Annotated in this window: 25 protein-coding genes and 1 pseudogene; 21 read left to right on the top strand and 5 right to left on the bottom strand. The window is 70.0% G+C overall.

Annotation, left to right across the window (positions count from 1 at the left end; all coding sequences use genetic code 11):
* Positions 1-633: 633 nt before the first annotated feature.
* The gene (locus tag ACWCWD_RS06210; RefSeq protein WP_450770548.1) at positions 634-852 is read left to right on the top strand and encodes a hypothetical protein; all 219 of its coding nucleotides are present in this window, start codon (positions 634-636) and stop codon (positions 850-852) included.
* Between the two features lie 47 nt (positions 853-899).
* On the opposite strand, the gene ACWCWD_RS06205 is transcribed toward ACWCWD_RS06210, so the two are convergent.
* Positions 900-1,133, bottom strand: a complete 234-nt coding sequence (locus tag ACWCWD_RS06205; protein ID WP_450770546.1) for a helix-turn-helix domain-containing protein — start codon at positions 1,131-1,133, stop codon at positions 900-902.
* A 115-nt stretch (positions 1,134-1,248) separates the two neighbouring features.
* Positions 1,249-2,328, bottom strand: a complete 1,080-nt coding sequence (locus ACWCWD_RS06200) for a LuxR C-terminal-related transcriptional regulator (protein WP_450770544.1) — start codon at positions 2,326-2,328, stop codon at positions 1,249-1,251.
* Positions 2,329-2,356: 28 nt separating this feature from the next.
* Between ACWCWD_RS06200 and ACWCWD_RS06195 the strand changes: the two genes are divergently transcribed.
* From ACWCWD_RS06195 to ACWCWD_RS06185, 3 genes are read left to right on the top strand one after another with little or no spacing between them, the layout of a single operon-like run.
* Complete coding sequence (locus ACWCWD_RS06195) at positions 2,357-2,566, top strand: hypothetical protein (protein WP_450770542.1); 210 nt, start codon at positions 2,357-2,359, stop codon at positions 2,564-2,566.
* Positions 2,567-2,607: 41 nt separating this feature from the next.
* Positions 2,608-2,817, top strand: coding sequence for a hypothetical protein (locus ACWCWD_RS06190; RefSeq protein WP_450770541.1), 210 nt, complete (start codon positions 2,608-2,610; stop codon positions 2,815-2,817).
* A gap of 12 nt (positions 2,818-2,829) precedes the next feature.
* Positions 2,830-4,086 carry a hypothetical protein gene (locus ACWCWD_RS06185; protein ID WP_450770539.1) on the top strand — a complete coding sequence of 419 codons (1,257 nt, stop codon included), beginning with the start codon at positions 2,830-2,832 and terminating at the stop codon, positions 4,084-4,086.
* Between the two features lie 50 nt (positions 4,087-4,136).
* On the opposite strand, the pseudogene ACWCWD_RS06180 reads toward ACWCWD_RS06185, so the two are convergent.
* Together ACWCWD_RS06180 and ACWCWD_RS06175 are read right to left on the bottom strand one after the other, a co-directional pair.
* Positions 4,137-4,229: pseudogene (locus tag ACWCWD_RS06180) on the bottom strand (chorismate mutase); the annotation flags it as partial.
* Between the two features lie 254 nt (positions 4,230-4,483).
* Positions 4,484-5,020 carry a helix-turn-helix domain-containing protein gene (locus tag ACWCWD_RS06175; protein ID WP_450770681.1) on the bottom strand — a complete coding sequence of 179 codons (537 nt, stop codon included), beginning with the start codon at positions 5,018-5,020 and terminating at the stop codon, positions 4,484-4,486.
* A gap of 204 nt (positions 5,021-5,224) precedes the next feature.
* Between ACWCWD_RS06175 and ACWCWD_RS06170 the strand changes: the two genes are divergently transcribed.
* The 15 genes from ACWCWD_RS06170 (at position 5,225) to ACWCWD_RS06100 (ending at position 13,053) form a co-directional block, all read left to right on the top strand.
* Positions 5,225-5,434, top strand: coding sequence for a helix-turn-helix domain-containing protein (locus tag ACWCWD_RS06170; protein ID WP_450770679.1), 210 nt, complete (start codon positions 5,225-5,227; stop codon positions 5,432-5,434).
* A complete protein-coding gene (locus ACWCWD_RS06165; protein ID WP_450770678.1) occupies positions 5,431-5,697 on the top strand; it encodes a hypothetical protein in 267 nt (88 codons plus the stop codon). The genes ACWCWD_RS06170 and ACWCWD_RS06165 overlap by 4 nt, the downstream gene beginning before the upstream one ends.
* An 89-nt stretch (positions 5,698-5,786) precedes the next feature.
* Complete coding sequence (locus ACWCWD_RS06160; RefSeq protein ID WP_450770676.1) at positions 5,787-6,218, top strand: hypothetical protein; 432 nt, start codon at positions 5,787-5,789, stop codon at positions 6,216-6,218.
* Positions 6,215-6,976, top strand: coding sequence for a hypothetical protein (locus tag ACWCWD_RS06155; protein WP_450770674.1), 762 nt, complete (start codon positions 6,215-6,217; stop codon positions 6,974-6,976). Before ACWCWD_RS06160 ends, ACWCWD_RS06155 begins: the two co-directional genes overlap by 4 nt.
* Complete coding sequence (locus ACWCWD_RS06150) at positions 6,973-7,509, top strand: hypothetical protein (RefSeq protein WP_450770673.1); 537 nt, start codon at positions 6,973-6,975, stop codon at positions 7,507-7,509. Before ACWCWD_RS06155 ends, ACWCWD_RS06150 begins: the two co-directional genes overlap by 4 nt.
* Positions 7,506-8,342, top strand: a complete 837-nt coding sequence (locus tag ACWCWD_RS06145; protein WP_450770671.1) for a hypothetical protein — start codon at positions 7,506-7,508, stop codon at positions 8,340-8,342. The genes ACWCWD_RS06150 and ACWCWD_RS06145 overlap by 4 nt, the downstream gene beginning before the upstream one ends.
* 97 nt (positions 8,343-8,439) lie before the next feature.
* Positions 8,440-8,796: a hypothetical protein gene (locus tag ACWCWD_RS06140; RefSeq protein WP_450770669.1), complete on the top strand. Its 357-nt coding sequence runs from the start codon at positions 8,440-8,442 to the stop codon at positions 8,794-8,796.
* Positions 8,793-8,981, top strand: coding sequence for a hypothetical protein (locus tag ACWCWD_RS06135; protein ID WP_450770667.1), 189 nt, complete (start codon positions 8,793-8,795; stop codon positions 8,979-8,981). The genes ACWCWD_RS06140 and ACWCWD_RS06135 overlap by 4 nt, the downstream gene beginning before the upstream one ends.
* On the top strand, positions 8,978-9,475 hold the full coding sequence (locus ACWCWD_RS06130) for a hypothetical protein (protein ID WP_450770665.1): 498 nt from the start codon (positions 8,978-8,980) through the stop codon (positions 9,473-9,475). The genes ACWCWD_RS06135 and ACWCWD_RS06130 overlap by 4 nt, the downstream gene beginning before the upstream one ends.
* 143 nt (positions 9,476-9,618) lie before the next feature.
* Positions 9,619-9,963, top strand: a complete 345-nt coding sequence (locus ACWCWD_RS06125; protein ID WP_450770663.1) for a hypothetical protein — start codon at positions 9,619-9,621, stop codon at positions 9,961-9,963.
* Positions 9,963-10,688 carry a 3'-5' exonuclease gene (locus ACWCWD_RS06120; protein ID WP_450770661.1) on the top strand — a complete coding sequence of 242 codons (726 nt, stop codon included), beginning with the start codon at positions 9,963-9,965 and terminating at the stop codon, positions 10,686-10,688. Before ACWCWD_RS06125 ends, ACWCWD_RS06120 begins: the two co-directional genes overlap by 1 nt.
* Positions 10,685-11,512, top strand: coding sequence for a PD-(D/E)XK nuclease-like domain-containing protein (locus ACWCWD_RS06115; protein ID WP_450770659.1), 828 nt, complete (start codon positions 10,685-10,687; stop codon positions 11,510-11,512). Before ACWCWD_RS06120 ends, ACWCWD_RS06115 begins: the two co-directional genes overlap by 4 nt.
* A gap of 10 nt (positions 11,513-11,522) precedes the next feature.
* Entirely contained in the window at positions 11,523-12,485 is a 963-nt protein-coding gene (locus ACWCWD_RS06110) for an AAA family ATPase (protein WP_450770657.1), read from the top strand.
* On the top strand, positions 12,482-12,853 hold the full coding sequence (locus ACWCWD_RS06105; RefSeq protein WP_450770655.1) for a hypothetical protein: 372 nt from the start codon (positions 12,482-12,484) through the stop codon (positions 12,851-12,853). The genes ACWCWD_RS06110 and ACWCWD_RS06105 overlap by 4 nt, the downstream gene beginning before the upstream one ends.
* The gene (locus tag ACWCWD_RS06100) at positions 12,850-13,053 is read left to right on the top strand and encodes a hypothetical protein (protein ID WP_450770653.1); all 204 of its coding nucleotides are present in this window, start codon (positions 12,850-12,852) and stop codon (positions 13,051-13,053) included. Before ACWCWD_RS06105 ends, ACWCWD_RS06100 begins: the two co-directional genes overlap by 4 nt.
* 2 nt (positions 13,054-13,055) lie before the next feature.
* On the opposite strand, the gene ACWCWD_RS06095 is transcribed toward ACWCWD_RS06100, so the two are convergent.
* Entirely contained in the window at positions 13,056-13,307 is a 252-nt protein-coding gene (locus tag ACWCWD_RS06095) for a hypothetical protein (protein WP_450770651.1), read from the bottom strand.
* 181 nt (positions 13,308-13,488) lie between these two features.
* Here ACWCWD_RS06095 and ACWCWD_RS06090 point away from each other — a divergent pair, with 181 nt between their 5' ends.
* Both ACWCWD_RS06090 and ACWCWD_RS06085 read left to right on the top strand, forming a co-directional pair.
* Positions 13,489-14,118, top strand: a complete 630-nt coding sequence (locus tag ACWCWD_RS06090; protein WP_450770649.1) for a WhiB family transcriptional regulator — start codon at positions 13,489-13,491, stop codon at positions 14,116-14,118.
* Positions 14,118-14,579, top strand: coding sequence for a hypothetical protein (locus tag ACWCWD_RS06085; RefSeq protein ID WP_450770647.1), 462 nt, complete (start codon positions 14,118-14,120; stop codon positions 14,577-14,579). The genes ACWCWD_RS06090 and ACWCWD_RS06085 overlap by 1 nt, the downstream gene beginning before the upstream one ends.
* Positions 14,580-14,586: the final 7 nt, after the last annotated feature.

Genomic DNA, 14,586 nt, shown 5'->3' with positions numbered 1-14,586 from the left:
CCTCACCCTGACCACTCATCACTCGAACTGCCGTATCAAAGTCCTTTTCTGCGCAGTCAAGAGTCCCCCCAAAGTCCTCGGAATGAATCTCGTTGCGGGCAATGCTGAGCTCCCGTCACCGAGACCGAGGAGATGCGATGCCACGACCCGCCGCCCGAGAAGAGTGGGCCGCAATCCGCGTACCCCGCAGCGTTGGCCTCGACGCCGTCGGCATCCTCGGCATCCGCTCCGGAGCGGTCCTCGCGCACGATGAGGCCCTCTACTGGTTCGTTTCCCCGGCCATCGTGCCCGACTGGGACGTACCCGGGACTCGTCCGATCGGCGTTGCGGCCCACCTCGTCATCCCGCCCGAGCGTCGGACGGAGGGGCCGGGCCCACACTGGCGCGTCTGTCCCGGACCCGGGGCGTGGACGACGGATGCCGCGGCCCTGCGCGCCGCACTGGAGGACGCGATGAGCCCGCGGGCGACACGAGCGGCGGTGGCACGATGAAGCCACACGCTGAGCAGCTTGGCGCCGGGGACCGCGCGTACCGCGCTTGGCTCTTCCACACTGAGCAGTGTTCGACGTGCCGCGCGAACGCGGCTTGTCCCACCTCGGTACGCCTCGGCCGCGCCTGGCGGAAGGTTCGCCGATGACCTTCCCCCGGTACTGCGTCGACTGCGACCGCACGATCGCCAGCAACGCCATCGTCGTCTCCGAGGGACACTCGGCGTCGGGCGCCCGCGAGGACGCCTACGCTCACCCGGCGGGCGACCCGGCGTGCACCGTCCGGCGGGCGTCGCCCTCGATGCTGCACCAGCAGCTCGACGCGATGCCAGCCCCGGCACCGAGGCCTGGGCCGCGCCGCTGAGCTCCTGCCCGCACCCGAGGTCGGCGGCGGCCGGGGTGCAGGCAGGGTTACCGCACGAGGTCGCTGAGCCGGATCTCCAGCGCGCGGCAAATACGGAGGAGGTCCGAGAAGCGCGGGTCGTTCGTCCCGCGCTCTACGCGGTGGACGGTGTCCCGAGAGATGCCCGCTCGCTCGGCAAGCGCCTCCTGGGTCAAGTTCTGCCGCATCCGCTGCTCGCGGGTCCGGTCGCCGAGGAGTCGGCGCTCGGAGAGGAGCCAGGGCGGATGATCTTGGGACGGCACTCGACATACGCTTGCCGCCGCATAAGCTGATGTCAGTAGCTACGTAGCTGCTTTTTTTGATCTTGAACGGCGCACCGCTCCGCAGCAAGATCGCGAGGTGAGGGGGTGCCGGATGCTACGAAGGCTGCCGATCCCTGCTGCTCGCCCACCATGCCATCACCTGGTACAGCGTGCGCATCCCCAACTTCTCCCGCAGTTGGCTCAGTTCACCAGTCACGGTGCGCTCGGAGATCCCCAGCCGCTTCGCTGCCTGCTGCTTGTTCCAGCCAGCCTCAAGCTCACCAAGGATCTGACGCTGCCGATCGGTCGTCACGCTGCCTGCCCGCGGTTTGGCGTCGCCCCACCGGACACCCCTGTCCCACAGGGCCTCGAAGACGCGCTCGGCCCACGCCACGCTGGCCCGGTCGGAGACGTGCCAGCCCGCGTCGGGACCCGCCCCGCTGACGACGTGGTTGTCGACAAAGAGGTGACGCCCATCGACGATCATCAGCCGAGGGAAGACCCCGCTGAGTGTCCGCACTTCGGCGCCAGCGTCGATAATCTCGGAGACGTAGGACGCCGTCTGGTTGTGGCTGACGGCCGCACTGGCGTAGAGGCTTCGCACAGAGACCCCCGCCTCCAGGGCGCCCACCACACGCCGTGCACCCATTGCCACGACCGCAGGGTCTCGATCCGCCGGAGCGCCCGGCTGGGCTGTCAAAACGGACTCGGCGGCACTCGCCGAGACGTCCCCTATGCGGGCATTCATCCCATCCCTGCTGGGGAGGAATTCGGAGGCGGGGCCACCGTACATACGGTGTGGGTCGTAGGCGTCCGTGAGCGACTCCAAGGCGGGGACGTTGTGTATCCGGTCGACCAGCGCCCGGAGGTCGTCCAGTGCGCCGCCAAGCAGGTCGTGAGCCACGGCGCGCGGATCATGCGCGACCCAGGTGCCGTGCGGCTGGCGCTCAATGAGGCCGAGTTCGGCAAGCCGATCGGTCACGGGGCCGGGCTCGACGGAGTCGCCAGCCGCCACGGCCTGGTATGTCGCAGCCTCAAAAGTGCTCAAACTTTTTCTCAACATCCGCACATCCCCCATGTGTTGCGCTTGCGTGAATCGGCAAGTGCCCATTCTGGCACGAGGAAACCGACCAAAGCCCTGGTTTCTCACGCCCGCCGCATGCCAGTATTTCGATGCCGCAACATCATCGAGCATATGTTCGAGTCACTTGGAGGGCGTCACCATGAAGACCCGCATCCGCATCCTGGCCGCGAGCGCGATCCTGGCCGCCGGCCTCGCCGCCACCGCCATCCCGGCCTCCGCCGAGGAGACCAGCACCACCACCCCCGTCGCCACCCCCGCCGACCTCGGCTGGGGCAGCACCGGATCCGACGCGGCCACCCCGTCGCCCACCCCCACCACCGTCCACCCGCTCGACCTGGGCTGGGGCTGACCTACCGCACGACCACACGGCAACGGGGAGATCGAATGTGTGTGCACGTCCTTATCGCTGACCTTCCGGCCGGCATCCTCGCCTCGGCGGATCGGCAGCCCGTGCACACGCAGGTGTACGCGGACACCTCCCTCCTCGTCGGCGGTCAGATGACCGCCGACGGGCGGGTCGCCATCGAGCAGGCTCTCGCCGCAGTCGGCGGCGAGAGCCTCGCCTCGGCCAGCCCCTGCTCCCTCCGCCTCGCGAGCTGAGGGGAGACGGCGATGGCGTACGCGGAGAAGGTCTACAAGGTCCGCAACGGGGTCAAGACGAAGGCATTCACCTGGCGGGCGGTCTACAAGAAGCCCGACGGAAAGCCCGGATTCAGGCCCGGCTTCCCCACCGCGAAGTTGGCGAAGGAGTGGGGTGGGGAGCAGGAGACTCTGATCCGCGCCGGGGCGTGGGTCGATCCCAAGCTCAGCCAGACGCAGCTCGGCGAGTTCGTACGCGAGTGGATGGCGGTGCAGACCCCGCGCGGGCGGACGACGATGAACCGCTGGGAACGCCTCGACGCACACATTCTTCCGAAGTGGGAGCACACTCCCCTCATCGCGTTCAACTGGTTCGACGTTGAAGCGTGGGCCCGAACCATGACGTGCGCCCGCAGCACCACGAAGGACAGCGTGCAGCTGCTCACGAGGATCCTGAACGGTGCGGTGGACAAGCGGTACCTCCAGGTCAACCCATTGGCTGGCCGACGCCTCACCGGCCTACCGCCTGACCCCGCCCCGAAGAAGTCCGAGGAGGAGTTGTGGGCACCCACCGAGGTGGTGCTCCAGCTGGCGCGACGCCTCGGCCCCGCCTACGGCCTCCACGTGCTGACCACTGCCTTCACGGGCCTCCGGTGGGAGGAGCTGGCCGGCCTGCACCGCGACAACGCGCTTCTGGAGCGACAGCAGCGGTACGCGGGCGGGACGTTCACGTGTCCGATCATCCGGGTCGACCCCGATGTGGGCGCCCTGGCCGAGTACTACAAGCGGACCGAGGAGGGGAAGCGGAAAACCTTCCGCGGGTTGGAGCCTCCCAAGAATCCGAAGTCGGCGCGCGCCATCGACGTGGCGCCGTTCCTCCGTATCCTCCTGGAAAAGCATCTGGCGGAGTGGCCGTATGAGTGGGTGTTCTGCACGCCCACGGGCAAGTGGTGGTGGAGAAGCGAGTGGTTCCGGATCATCCGGCCTGCTGCCGACGGGCGGGACCCCCGGCCGAAGGCGCGGGGGACCGCCCTGAAGGAAGGGTGGGACCCGATCATGCCGGGCCTCACGATGCGGGCGCTGAGGCACACTCACGACACGTGGCAGGCCGAGGACGAAGTGAATCCAGTGCTCGCCCACGAGCAGTCGGGGCACAAGTACCCTGGCATCAAGGGCACCTACCAGCACCCGACGCCGACGATGCGACAGCATCGGCTGGATGCGTTCGAGCGTCGCTTCGTCAGGGCCATGGAGACGTTGGGGTGGCAGGAGATCTGGCCCGGAAGTTGATCTCCTAAATTCCCCCTAAACGGCCCCCTGGGAACGGGATCTGATCTTACTCAGAGGCCGTCCTCCCCTTTGCTTACAGCCTCCTCCGCGATCCGCTCGTGGTGACGAATTACTTCAGCGACGATGAAGTTGAGGAGCTTTTGGACCCCCTCCCCCGCCCCCAGGTGACAGCTCCGGCGAGGGCATCTGAGCTGGCAAAAGTCCGGCGCTCGGCAGCCTTGCCCCCATACCCGTGCACTTTGGCTACACCTTGAGATCACTCTGACTACACCCTCGGCACCACGGGTGGGCTACTAAATCTCCACTAAATGATCATGGAGAAAGGGCAGGTCAGGGCATACTCAGCAGGCAGAGAAGCGGCCCGCCCCTGTTGAGGGGCGGGCCGCTTCTCTGCGTTCTACGCGCCGGCCGCCGCCGGGGGCTCCTCGCGCAGCCACTCCTGCAGGCGCGGGGATGTCCGCTTCCACGCGTCCATCGCAGCCTGGAGTTCTTCGGGCGAGGAGTCGACCTGCCCCTTCAGTACGACCACCGCCTGCACGCCGCCAGGGAGAACGACGACTGCAGTGTCGAGGACTGCGCCGGGCGCGTTGAGGTCCGACACGATCCGCAGGGGCAACTGCCCTTCGATTGCCGGGACTGGCGCCGCCGGGGCGCGCTTCACCTCGCCGACCGACTCCCGTACAGAAATGGACTCGACGGTCCCGGGCTGCGGCGGCTCACCTCCCGCAAGCACGTTCTCCACGGCGCCCCGCGGCCAGCCAAGGGCGGCTGCATACGACCGCATGGTTGCGCTCACCCGGGCGCGAGGGATGCCACGCTCGATGCCCTGCACCGTCGAGTAGCCCACGTTGAGCCGGGACGCAGCCTCGCGCTGCGTCCACCCTGCGGCCTCGCGGGCCCTCTGTAGCGCCTGCCCGAGCGCATGCCAGTCCATGGGCACACATCATGCCGCATTGAGTGCAACCACGGGAAGCGCAGATCCCGCCCATGACCTGCGCATCTGCGCCACATCTGCGCCTTTTGGGTTGCATTTTGCGCCGTGCATATGCCAGTGCGCCCCCCATCGACACCTCGAAATGAGGCATAGGGGTCCTCAAGATGCTTGCGCGCGTAGTCAAAGTGCGCTTCAATTTGAGGTGTGAGACCGAACGGGCAGGCAATACGGGCCATCCGTGAAGCGCGGCGACTGAGCCTTCGCGTCATGCAGCAGCGGACGGGCCTGGACAGGGGCTACCTCTCCCGCATGGAGAGAAACCTCATCCGGAATCCGGCCGACGCGCCCGTCCTGACGATCGCCACCGCCCTCGACGTCACACCCGACGCCATCACCCACGAGGAGTTGCCGTGACCGCCAAGGCGCCCACGCAGATCAGGAAGAAGAGGCCGACGCCGCTGCCGCCGCGTACCGCCGAGGAGCTGGAGCTCCGGCGCTGGACCCCCGAGGAGGTGGTCGAGCTGCAGCTCCTGCCGTACCGGAGCGTGCGCGTGCTGAAGAGCAAGTGCTACCGCCGCGAAGTCCACTGCCACCTCGACGGCGGCCGGATCACCTTTACCGCCGACGACCTTCGCCGCGAGAACGACCGCACCGCCGTCGTCCCCTTCGCCGCCTGACGGCGGCAAATGAGGCCGCCCCGCAACTCGCCAGTCCGGGACGACCTCGGATCCACCCACACCAACCTCCAGAAGGAGAAGGGCAGATCATGTCTGCATCATCTCAGACCCCGAATGAACCCACGAGCCCCACGCTCGGCTCGCAGACCGGCCCGATCGGGCTCCTCGCGTACCTCCACGCCACGATGCCGGGCCTGCCGGCCGTGACGGTCCACCTGTTCGCGCACGCTCGCGACGAGCTGTCGATCAGCATTCAGGGCAACCTCAACAGCTTCACCGCCTGGCGGTCCGCCCTTGGTCTGGGCGCCCCGGTGGCGGCCGAGCACAGCGACACGGCGTGGGTGACGGCCTCCGGCGAGGTCGCCGACGTCCCGGTGAAGCTGACCTGCTTCGCCCCGGCCGCCGAGATCGCCGCGTACCTGCAGCCCGCCGCCGGCACTCCCGCCGAGGTGGCCGCCGCACTCACCGCGATGGCAGCCACGACCGCCGCTGCGGTGCAGCAGCAGGGCGGTGCCGCATGAGCACCGAAAGCGCGGCACGGTTCGCCGCTGAGACTCCGAACCACCTGATGACCGTGCTCCACGAGGACGGCCTGTACCGACACCTCGTGTTCAACGACCCGGCGGGCGACTTCTACCGCTTCGACCTGGTGACCTGGCCGCACAACCTGATGTTGCGCGGCGACGGCTTCAGCTTCGCGTTCTCCATCTACCCGACGGCCGACATGTTCGACCTGTTCAAGGGATCGCGCTCCGACGGCATCAACCCCGGCTACTGGCAGGAGAAGGTAACCGCTGGCCGGAGTGACGTAAAGGCGTGGTCCGAGGATCTGTTCCGGGCCTGGGTCACGGAGGAGGCTGCGGCGAACGAGACCCGCTTCCCGGGTGCGCTCGACGCGGTCGCCACGCAGATCCTGCACAGCGACGACCACAGTCTCGAATACCGAGGGACCGCCGAGTACGCGGTCGCGTCGTTCGACCACGGTGACTTCCGGCTGCGAATCCCGGATCAGTGGGAGCAGTCCTTCGAGGACTTCTCGTGGGAGTTCCTGTTCGCCTGCCACGCGATCCTCTGGGGCATCGACGTGTACGACGCCGCCCGGAAGGACCAGCAGGGCACCATCACCGCGATCCGCTTCGACCGGAAGCCGGCCGGTGGGTGGCTGGTCCGGTGGCGCGTGGACGGGAAGCGCCGTCAGTGCACGGTCGGCTCCCGCCCGGAGGCCTTGGGTTACGCCCGCTACCTGCACGCCGAGGCCCGCGCGGCGGTGACGGCATGAGCGCCCGCGACGAACTGTTCGCCCATCTGGCGACGCTGGCCGAGCGCCCGTTCATCCCGGAGCTCCACCACGACGACTGCGACGACAGTTCGTGCGTCCGCTGCCGGGTCCTGACCCCGGCGAACCTGTACGAGATCGATACCTGGTTGGACAACGCGGGCGTGTTCGCCAAGCAGTTCTGGGAGCAGGACGCTGACGGCGCGATCGTCATCACCGGTCTGAGGATCGGGGAGGGCAAGGACCGGGTGGTCGCGAAGTTCGGCAACACGATCGTCCGCCACTTCGACGGCAGCCACACGGTCCGGCCGACGCAGGAACCGACGGGTGAACTGTCCTCCGCCGAGTGGAACGCCAAGTTCCCGGTGGGCACCCGCGTGAAGGCGTACCCGGGCGTGTACGGCGAGGACGGGTTCACGACCTGGACGACCAGCAAGGCGTGGACGCTCGGCGGCCACACCCCGGTCGCGATCGTCGAGGGCTACTCCGGCGGCATCGCGCTCACCCACCTCGACGTGATCGAGGTGACCGCATGAGCGCCATCGACACCGTGCGCCGCTCGCTCCTAGCCACGGGCCGCACCCCGGCCGAGGCGCAGCAGCTGCTCGACAGCGTCACCGGGCCCACCGCCCCGGTGATCGACGAGCGCGACACGTTGCTGGCCCGGGTTGCCGAGCTGGAGAATCTCGTGCTCCCCGACCGCGACCGCGAGATCCAGCACCACAAGAACGGCAAGGCGCGGTGGCGCGGCCGGGCAGAGTCGGCCGAGGCCAAGTTGAAGGCCGCCCCTGAGCCGCTCGTCGTGTCCCGGTTCGACGTAGTGATGGAGTCCGCACCCGAGGACGAGCCGACGCTGACCATCGGCGCCATCGCCGAGGACGGGCGGCCCGTCGCGATCGTCCTCACCCCGGAGACCCGGGCGCAGATCGCCGGGTGGCTGGCACCGGACCAGGCCAACGAGAGGCAGTTCCTCCTCGACCGGGTCGCCGAGTTGGAGGCGTTCGCCTACGGGTGCGACGGCGAGGGCTGCACCCTCCCGCACTCCTCGTGGTGCGACGAGGCGCAGCAGGCCGCCGCCGAGAACGGTGGGTGCACCTGCGCGCAGTCCGAGCACGCCGGGCACTGCTGGTTGGTCAGTCCGCCGCGCGCCGAGGTCGACGAGATGCGGAAGCGGATCGCCGAACTGGCCGCAGCGCAGGCCAACGCCGCGTCTGCCGCGCTCCTCAACTTCGCGGAGCGGTTGACCGCGAAGGCCGCGTTGATGGGTGCCGCCTACCTCCCGGTCGACGAGGTGTGCACGGCGCTCCGCACCGTCGCCGCCAACCCGACGCCGGCCGTGGCCGAGCGCCCGGCGGGCGGTGCCCTGTGACGACGAACCCGATCGCCGCCGAGCCCCTCTTCGTCGCCCCGCAGCCGGAGCCCGCCACCTTCCGGCGCTTCCTTACCAGCCTCTCCCGGGGGACCCGATGACCGACATGGTGGCCGCCGTCCGGATCGATCCGGACGGCACGCAAACCGACGTCGCCCTCCCCGCACACGCGCCCGGCGACGTCCTGGCGGAACTCCTGGGCGGCTGGCCGGAGTACGCGCACTACGGCACCCCGTCCTCGGCAGTCTGCGTGGTCGTCCACGAGACGAGCATGCTCGACGGCCACGCCGACAACCCGGTCGTCACCCAGCTTGTCGAGCGGGTCATCGGCGGGCCGCTCTCCTACACCCTGTGCGGCACGGCCGTCGTGCTCGGCTACCTGCCGGGCTCCGACGAGCTGGTCGATCTGACGGCCAAGCACCGGCTCCTCCTCGACGAGGCGGCCACCCGGTGACCGACCTCGCCATCCAGATCCTGATCGGCGCGCTCGTGCTCGCCGCGGTCGCCGCCCTGGTCCTCATCGGCCAGCGCGACGACCGCCGGCGGCGCGAGTACCGCACCGGCACCGGGCCGTGGGCCATCAGCGGCCACGGCCACCACCTCCAGCACCACCACGACACCACCAGGGGGACCCGATGACCGCGATACTCGACCGCCTCCGCCCGGCCGGTGCCCACCGTGCCGTCGACCGGGCGGAGGCCCTGGCCGCGAAGGTCCGCGCGCTGGAGACCGAGCTCCGGCACGGGGCGGACGCGCTGCGGGAGGCCACTGCGGTGGCCGACCGGCTGCGGGTCCGCGCCATCGAGGCGGAGACCGTCGCCACGTGCTTCCACCGGGACCTTGACGACGTGACCGCCGAGCGGGACCAGCTGCTCGCCGAGGTGCTGCCGCTCCGGGCCCGGGTCGCAACCGTCGACGCGGTCACCGTCCCGGCCGCCGGGGCCCCGCCGCGGCTGGCCTTCGAGGACCAGGTGACGCAGCCGATACCGGTCCTCCCGCTGTGGCAGGCCTACGGCATCGGGCCCACCATCCGCGTTGCCGACGCCCCCGAGCCCGCCGACCCGCGCACCCCGACGTGGGTGCCCGGCTCGGACAGCGAGACGACCCAGTCGCTCCGCATCCGGGCCGCCTGACCCGCCGGGGCCGGTCGTGCCCGAGACCGGCCGACCCCGGCGACCAACGCGGCGTTGAGCACCCCCTCGCTCCGCCGCCCCGGTGCCCGCCCCCGCCTCCCCCACGGGGGCGGGCACCCACCAACACCTCACAGGAGCAGGACATGCAGACCACGACGAAGCCCGTCATCGGCACCGAGACCGCACGCCACGTCCTGTGGCACTTCGGCTACGACGGCGGCATGCAGCCCGGTACGTACGCCAGCCAGCTGATGCGCACGATCGGCGCCGCGGACCGGGTCCACACCGAGATCCTCCGCACCGTGTACCCGGAGCTGGTCTCCGCGATCGAGTTGGCGCAGAACGACAAGCACGACATCGCCAAGCTGCAGCAGATCGCGGCCGGCCTCCGGTGCGGGCGGTGCGGCACCGCCGACGGCCCGCTCGCCGGAGGCCCCGAGCAGTCGCTGTGCGCGCCATGCCGCAACTCAGCTAAGGCGGCCGTCTGATGACCAAGCTCAAGCCCCTCGCGTTCGTCGACACCGAGACCACCGGCCTCGACCCGCGCAGGCACGACGCGTGGGAGATCGCCGTAATCCTGCGCGATGCCGAACACGCTGCCGCAGGCGACGGCAGCTACGACCGCGAGGTCGTCTGGCAGATCCCCGTCGACCTCACCGTCGCCGACCCGACCGCCCTGCAGATCGGCCGCTACCACGAGCGGTTCCGCGTCCCGGCCGGCACCGAGGCCGTCGAGATGAACGCCGACGGCACCATCTACCAGCGCCTCGGTCTCGGCGAGTTCTTCTACGACCTGCAGGAGGTACTCCGAAACGCCATGCTCGTCGGTTCGAACCCCGCCTTCGACGATGCCTTCCTGAAGAAGCTGCTGCAGGGCGGCGGCCGCCGCGTCGGCTGGCACTACCGCACCGTCGACATCGCGACGATGGCCGTCGGTCACCTCTACGGACAGGCGCACACGCTCACCCAGCAGCAGGGCGACCCGGCACCCTACGTCCGCGTCGACGCCCTGCTCGCCGACGGCTGGCGGTCCTACGAGCTGTCGCGGCTGATGGGCATCGACCCGCCGACCGAGGACGCGGCACACACCGCGCTCGGCGACGCCCGCTGGGCGCGTGACGTGTACGACGCGATCACCAAGGCCGATGCCATGCGCACCCCCACCGGCGCCCACCCGGCCAACCCGGCGCTCAACAGCGGCAGCCAGCGGTGAACGCCCCGGTCGACGAGACCGTCATCCCCGGCGTCTACGACATCCCCGCCGAGATGTACCACGCCGACCCCATCCCGGGCGGCAGCCTCTCGTCGACCGGGGCCCGCACCCTGACCTCCCGCTGCCCGGCAAAGTTCCGCTACGACCTCGACCACCCCCAGCCCTACAAGGCCGCGTTCGACTTCGGGACCGCCGCCCACAAGCTGATCCTCGGCGACGGCCCCGAGCTCGTCCTCGTCGACGAACTGATCTGGAACACCGACGCCACGAAGGCGCGGGTCGCCGAGATCCGGGCAGCCGGGAACATCCCGCTCAAGCGCGCCGACCTCCAGCGTGTCCACGACATGGCGACCGCCCTGGCCCAGCACCCCGAAGCTGCGGACCTGCTCGACCCGAGCAGCGGCCAAGCCGAGCAGACCCTGTTCTGGCCGGTCGGCAACGTGTGGTGCCGGGCCCGGGTCGACTGGCTTCGCGACGACCAGCTCGTCGACTACAAGACGGCCCGGTCGGCCCACCCCGACGCCATCGAGAAGGCGATCGCCGAGCACGGCTACCACGTTCAGGAGGACTGGTACCGCCGTGGCGCCGCCGCGCTCGGCCTGCTGCCGCACGACTGCGCCTTCCCCTTCATCTTCCAGGAGAAGGACCCGCCCTACCTGGTGACCGTGGCCCGCCTCGACCTGTGGCGAGACATCGGCCACCAGGTCAGCGAGCAGGCCCTGTTCCTCTACGAGTCCTGCCGGGCCGCCGACCACTGGCCGGCCTACTCCACCGATCCCGCATACGTCTCGCCGCCCACCTGGCTTGAGCGCCTGTACGCCTAGGAGCATCGCCGTGACCCAACTTCCCCCGCCCACCCGCGTCGGCCGCCCACCCGCGTCGGCCAGCAACGAGTACGACGACGGCCCGTTCACCTTCCGGCCCGCCACGAAGGACGGCTTCACCGCCACGGTCGCACTGCAGGGCCCGTCCGGCTCCGGCAAGACGTGGACCGGGCTGTCCATCGCCAGCGGCCTCGCCGAGGGCGAGCGCTTCGCGGTCATCGACACCGAGCGCGGTGCCGCCGCCCTCTACGTCAACGACCTGGGCGTCGCCTTCGACACACTGCCGATGCACCGCTACGACCCGCGCGACCTGCAGAAGGCGCTGGCTGCCGCCGCGGCCGCCCGCTACCCGGTCGTGATGGTCGACTCCCTCAGCCACTTCTGGAAGGGCACCGACGGCACCCTCGACCAGGTCGAGCGCGCCAAGTCCAAGTACGGCGGTAACCGGTTCGCCGGCTGGAAGGACGGCACCCCGATCCAGAACGAGATGATCGAGGCGCTCATGGCGTACCCGGGCCACGTCGTCGTCACGATGCGGTCCTACGTTCACTGGGCCCTCGAAGGTGGGGCGCCGGTCAACAAGGGGATGCGCGCCGAGCAGCGCAAGGGCATCGAGTTCGAGTTCGGCGTGGCCGCGGAGTTGGACGACGGCAACCGGCTCCGCTTCATCAAGTCCCGGTGCCCGGCGTTCCGGGGCCTCGTGCTGAACCAGCCGCACGGCGCCCGCGACATCGCGCGGCCGTACCTCGACTGGCTGCGGGACGGCGCGAAGGAGGTCGACCCGAACGTCTGGATCGCCGCGGCTACGGATCCGGACGCCACGCCGGACGGCCTGTTGGCGCTGTACCGGGAGGTCGAGGCGGCCAGCGCGCTCGCCACCCCGCTGGAACACCCGGAGACTGGCGCCCCGATCAGCCTCGGCGACCTCATCAAGGAGCGCGGCACAGCGCTGAGGGCGGGGGCCGGCCGATGACGCGACAGCTGCAGCTCTCCGCCCCGATACAGGGTGCTGTCGACCCGGCGGCGGGCGAGCGCGCGAAGGACGACGGTCTGGCCGCCACCCGGGCCGCGACCGCCCCGGACTGGGCCACCGCGTGCCGGACCGCCATCGAGGAACTGGCCCGCCGCGGCGAGGTCTTCCAGGCGGCCGACCTGATCGCCGAGGGACTGGTCGGCGAGCCCGACCACCCGTCGCGGTGGGGCGGCGCCCTCGGGTCCGCCGCCCGGGCCGGCCTCATCGTGGAGGCGGGCTACGTCCCGTCGAAGCGCACGACGGTGAGGCGCTCCATCTGCAAGGCGTGGGTCGGCGTCGGCACCCAGCAGGGGAGGGCCGCCGCATGACCGGTCTGCTGATCCTCGCCGCCGCCCTGGCCCCGAGCGTGGTGTTCGTCGCCCGCCAGCTGTGGGTCACCCGCGGTCCGGCGCTGCCCGCCGACGCCCGGCCCGGGCGGCGCGACGCCACCTGGGCGCTACTCGAAGCCGCGTACCGGCTGCCGGAGTACCGCGAGGAGCGCTGGCGCCCCGAGGCGGACGCGGCGTGAAGTCAGCTGGAGTCGCCGAGACGGTCAAGGCGTCGCTGGATCGCACCTTGCCGGGACTTCTTCGGGTCGGGAGCGATCTTCGAGATCCATTCGCGGGTGAAGCCCGTGAGTACGGACATTCGCGAGGGCCCCAGCCCTTCCGCTCGGCCCTTGACCAGCAGTTCCTTCAGCCGCCGGTCGGCGAGCAGGAACGCGTCCTCGGCGCTCTGCCGGGTGACGGCGGCTTCCTGAATCTCCTTCTCAAGGGCGTCCATGCGGCCCATCGTGGCACACCCTCCGGTGACCGCGCTACGTGGACGCGCCTTGTGGTTGCGAACTGTGAACGCTATTCTCATTCACATCGCGAACTTCCGTCGCCACCTTTCCCGGCGCAGAAAGTTCGTCGCCGCGTAATTGCAAATGACATTCCGCATCCAAATGCGTGAGGAGAAGCAGGTGAACAATCGCAACTGGCGCGCTCGCGCCGCCTGCTCCGACCCGGTATTCGACCCGGAGATGTGGCACCCCGTCGGTACGTCGCCCGCCGCGCAGCAGCAGGCCGCCGACGCGAAGAGCGTCTGCTACCGGTGCCCGGTCGTTGACGCCTGCCTGCGGTGGGCGCTCGACCAACGCGAGGACGTGGGGATCTGGGGCGGCCTCGACGAAGACGAGCGGCGCCGCATCCACCGGCGCAAGACGCCCGCCGCCGCACCGGCCGCGCCGCGAACCTTCGAGTCCGTGCTCGACGCCCACTCGCAGCGCACCGCCGACGGGCACGTCACGTGGTCCGGAGGATCGAACGACGTGTCGTTCAAGAACCGCTCGTACACGCCGACCCAGCTCGCCTGGATGGTCGCCTATGGCGGGCCACCGGAAGGCCGGATCAGCGTCGACTGCGGGCACCCCGGGTGCATCAACCCGGACCACCTCCTCGACGCGATCGGTCGCCTCGGCCGGCACGGCACCGCGGCCGCGCACAAGGCGCACGAGCGACGGGGCGAGGACCCGTGCGCCGCCTGCAAGGCCGGTCGCCGCAACGAAGTGCGCGCGGCCCGTCGCCGCAACACCGAACGGAGCGCAGCCTGATGGACCACGAGATCCCCACCACCCCGCAGAACAACCCGGCAGAGACCATCATGGCGGCGCTCGCCCACGGTATGACCGGCAACCGGGAGACCGGCGCCCGGCTCCTCGGCTCCTTCGTCGAGCAAGGCCACGTCGCCACCGTCTCCATGTGCGCCTCGCTCGCCGAGACCTGCGCCCTCACCTCGAGGAACTACCTGCCGGCCAACGGGGCCTTCGGGCTCCTCGTCGTCCGCGGAGACGGCACGCAGGTCAGCGTCAACGACCTGCCGCCGGGCGTCCGGTTCGCCGCCCAGTTCAGCACCGCGTGGGCCAACGGCGAACGCGACACCGCCTACGCCCTGTTCAACGCGATGGTCCACGAGGACACCGACGCGCAGGCTGCGGCACTCGCAGAGGGCATCCACGCCCTGTTCGACATGGCGGTGCAGTCCGTCCGCGAACTCTCCGGCCACACGGCCTGACCTCCGC

This window comes from Streptomyces sp. NPDC001493, from assembly GCF_053597235.1.
Note: the sequence above shows the minus strand (reverse complement) of the source record. Positions and strands in the feature narration are given on the sequence as shown.

Coding starts and splice junctions, on each gene's coding strand:
- ACWCWD_RS06210 (WP_450770548.1), top strand. CDS start 634: ATGACCTTCCCCCGGTACTGCGTCGACTGCGACCGCACGATCGCCAGC.
- ACWCWD_RS06200 (WP_450770544.1), bottom strand. CDS start 2,328: ATGCTCGATGATGTTGCGGCATCGAAATACTGGCATGCGGCGGGCGTG.
- ACWCWD_RS06195 (WP_450770542.1), top strand. CDS start 2,357: ATGAAGACCCGCATCCGCATCCTGGCCGCGAGCGCGATCCTGGCCGCC.
- ACWCWD_RS06185 (WP_450770539.1), top strand. CDS start 2,830: ATGGCGTACGCGGAGAAGGTCTACAAGGTCCGCAACGGGGTCAAGACG.
- ACWCWD_RS06175 (WP_450770681.1), bottom strand. CDS start 5,020: ATGGACTGGCATGCGCTCGGGCAGGCGCTACAGAGGGCCCGCGAGGCC.
- ACWCWD_RS06160 (WP_450770676.1), top strand. CDS start 5,787: ATGTCTGCATCATCTCAGACCCCGAATGAACCCACGAGCCCCACGCTC.
- ACWCWD_RS06155 (WP_450770674.1), top strand. CDS start 6,215: ATGAGCACCGAAAGCGCGGCACGGTTCGCCGCTGAGACTCCGAACCAC.
- ACWCWD_RS06150 (WP_450770673.1), top strand. CDS start 6,973: ATGAGCGCCCGCGACGAACTGTTCGCCCATCTGGCGACGCTGGCCGAG.
- ACWCWD_RS06145 (WP_450770671.1), top strand. CDS start 7,506: ATGAGCGCCATCGACACCGTGCGCCGCTCGCTCCTAGCCACGGGCCGC.
- ACWCWD_RS06140 (WP_450770669.1), top strand. CDS start 8,440: ATGACCGACATGGTGGCCGCCGTCCGGATCGATCCGGACGGCACGCAA.
- ACWCWD_RS06130 (WP_450770665.1), top strand. CDS start 8,978: ATGACCGCGATACTCGACCGCCTCCGCCCGGCCGGTGCCCACCGTGCC.
- ACWCWD_RS06125 (WP_450770663.1), top strand. CDS start 9,619: ATGCAGACCACGACGAAGCCCGTCATCGGCACCGAGACCGCACGCCAC.
- ACWCWD_RS06120 (WP_450770661.1), top strand. CDS start 9,963: ATGACCAAGCTCAAGCCCCTCGCGTTCGTCGACACCGAGACCACCGGC.
- ACWCWD_RS06105 (WP_450770655.1), top strand. CDS start 12,482: ATGACGCGACAGCTGCAGCTCTCCGCCCCGATACAGGGTGCTGTCGAC.
- ACWCWD_RS06100 (WP_450770653.1), top strand. CDS start 12,850: ATGACCGGTCTGCTGATCCTCGCCGCCGCCCTGGCCCCGAGCGTGGTG.
- ACWCWD_RS06095 (WP_450770651.1), bottom strand. CDS start 13,307: ATGGACGCCCTTGAGAAGGAGATTCAGGAAGCCGCCGTCACCCGGCAG.
- ACWCWD_RS06085 (WP_450770647.1), top strand. CDS start 14,118: ATGGACCACGAGATCCCCACCACCCCGCAGAACAACCCGGCAGAGACC.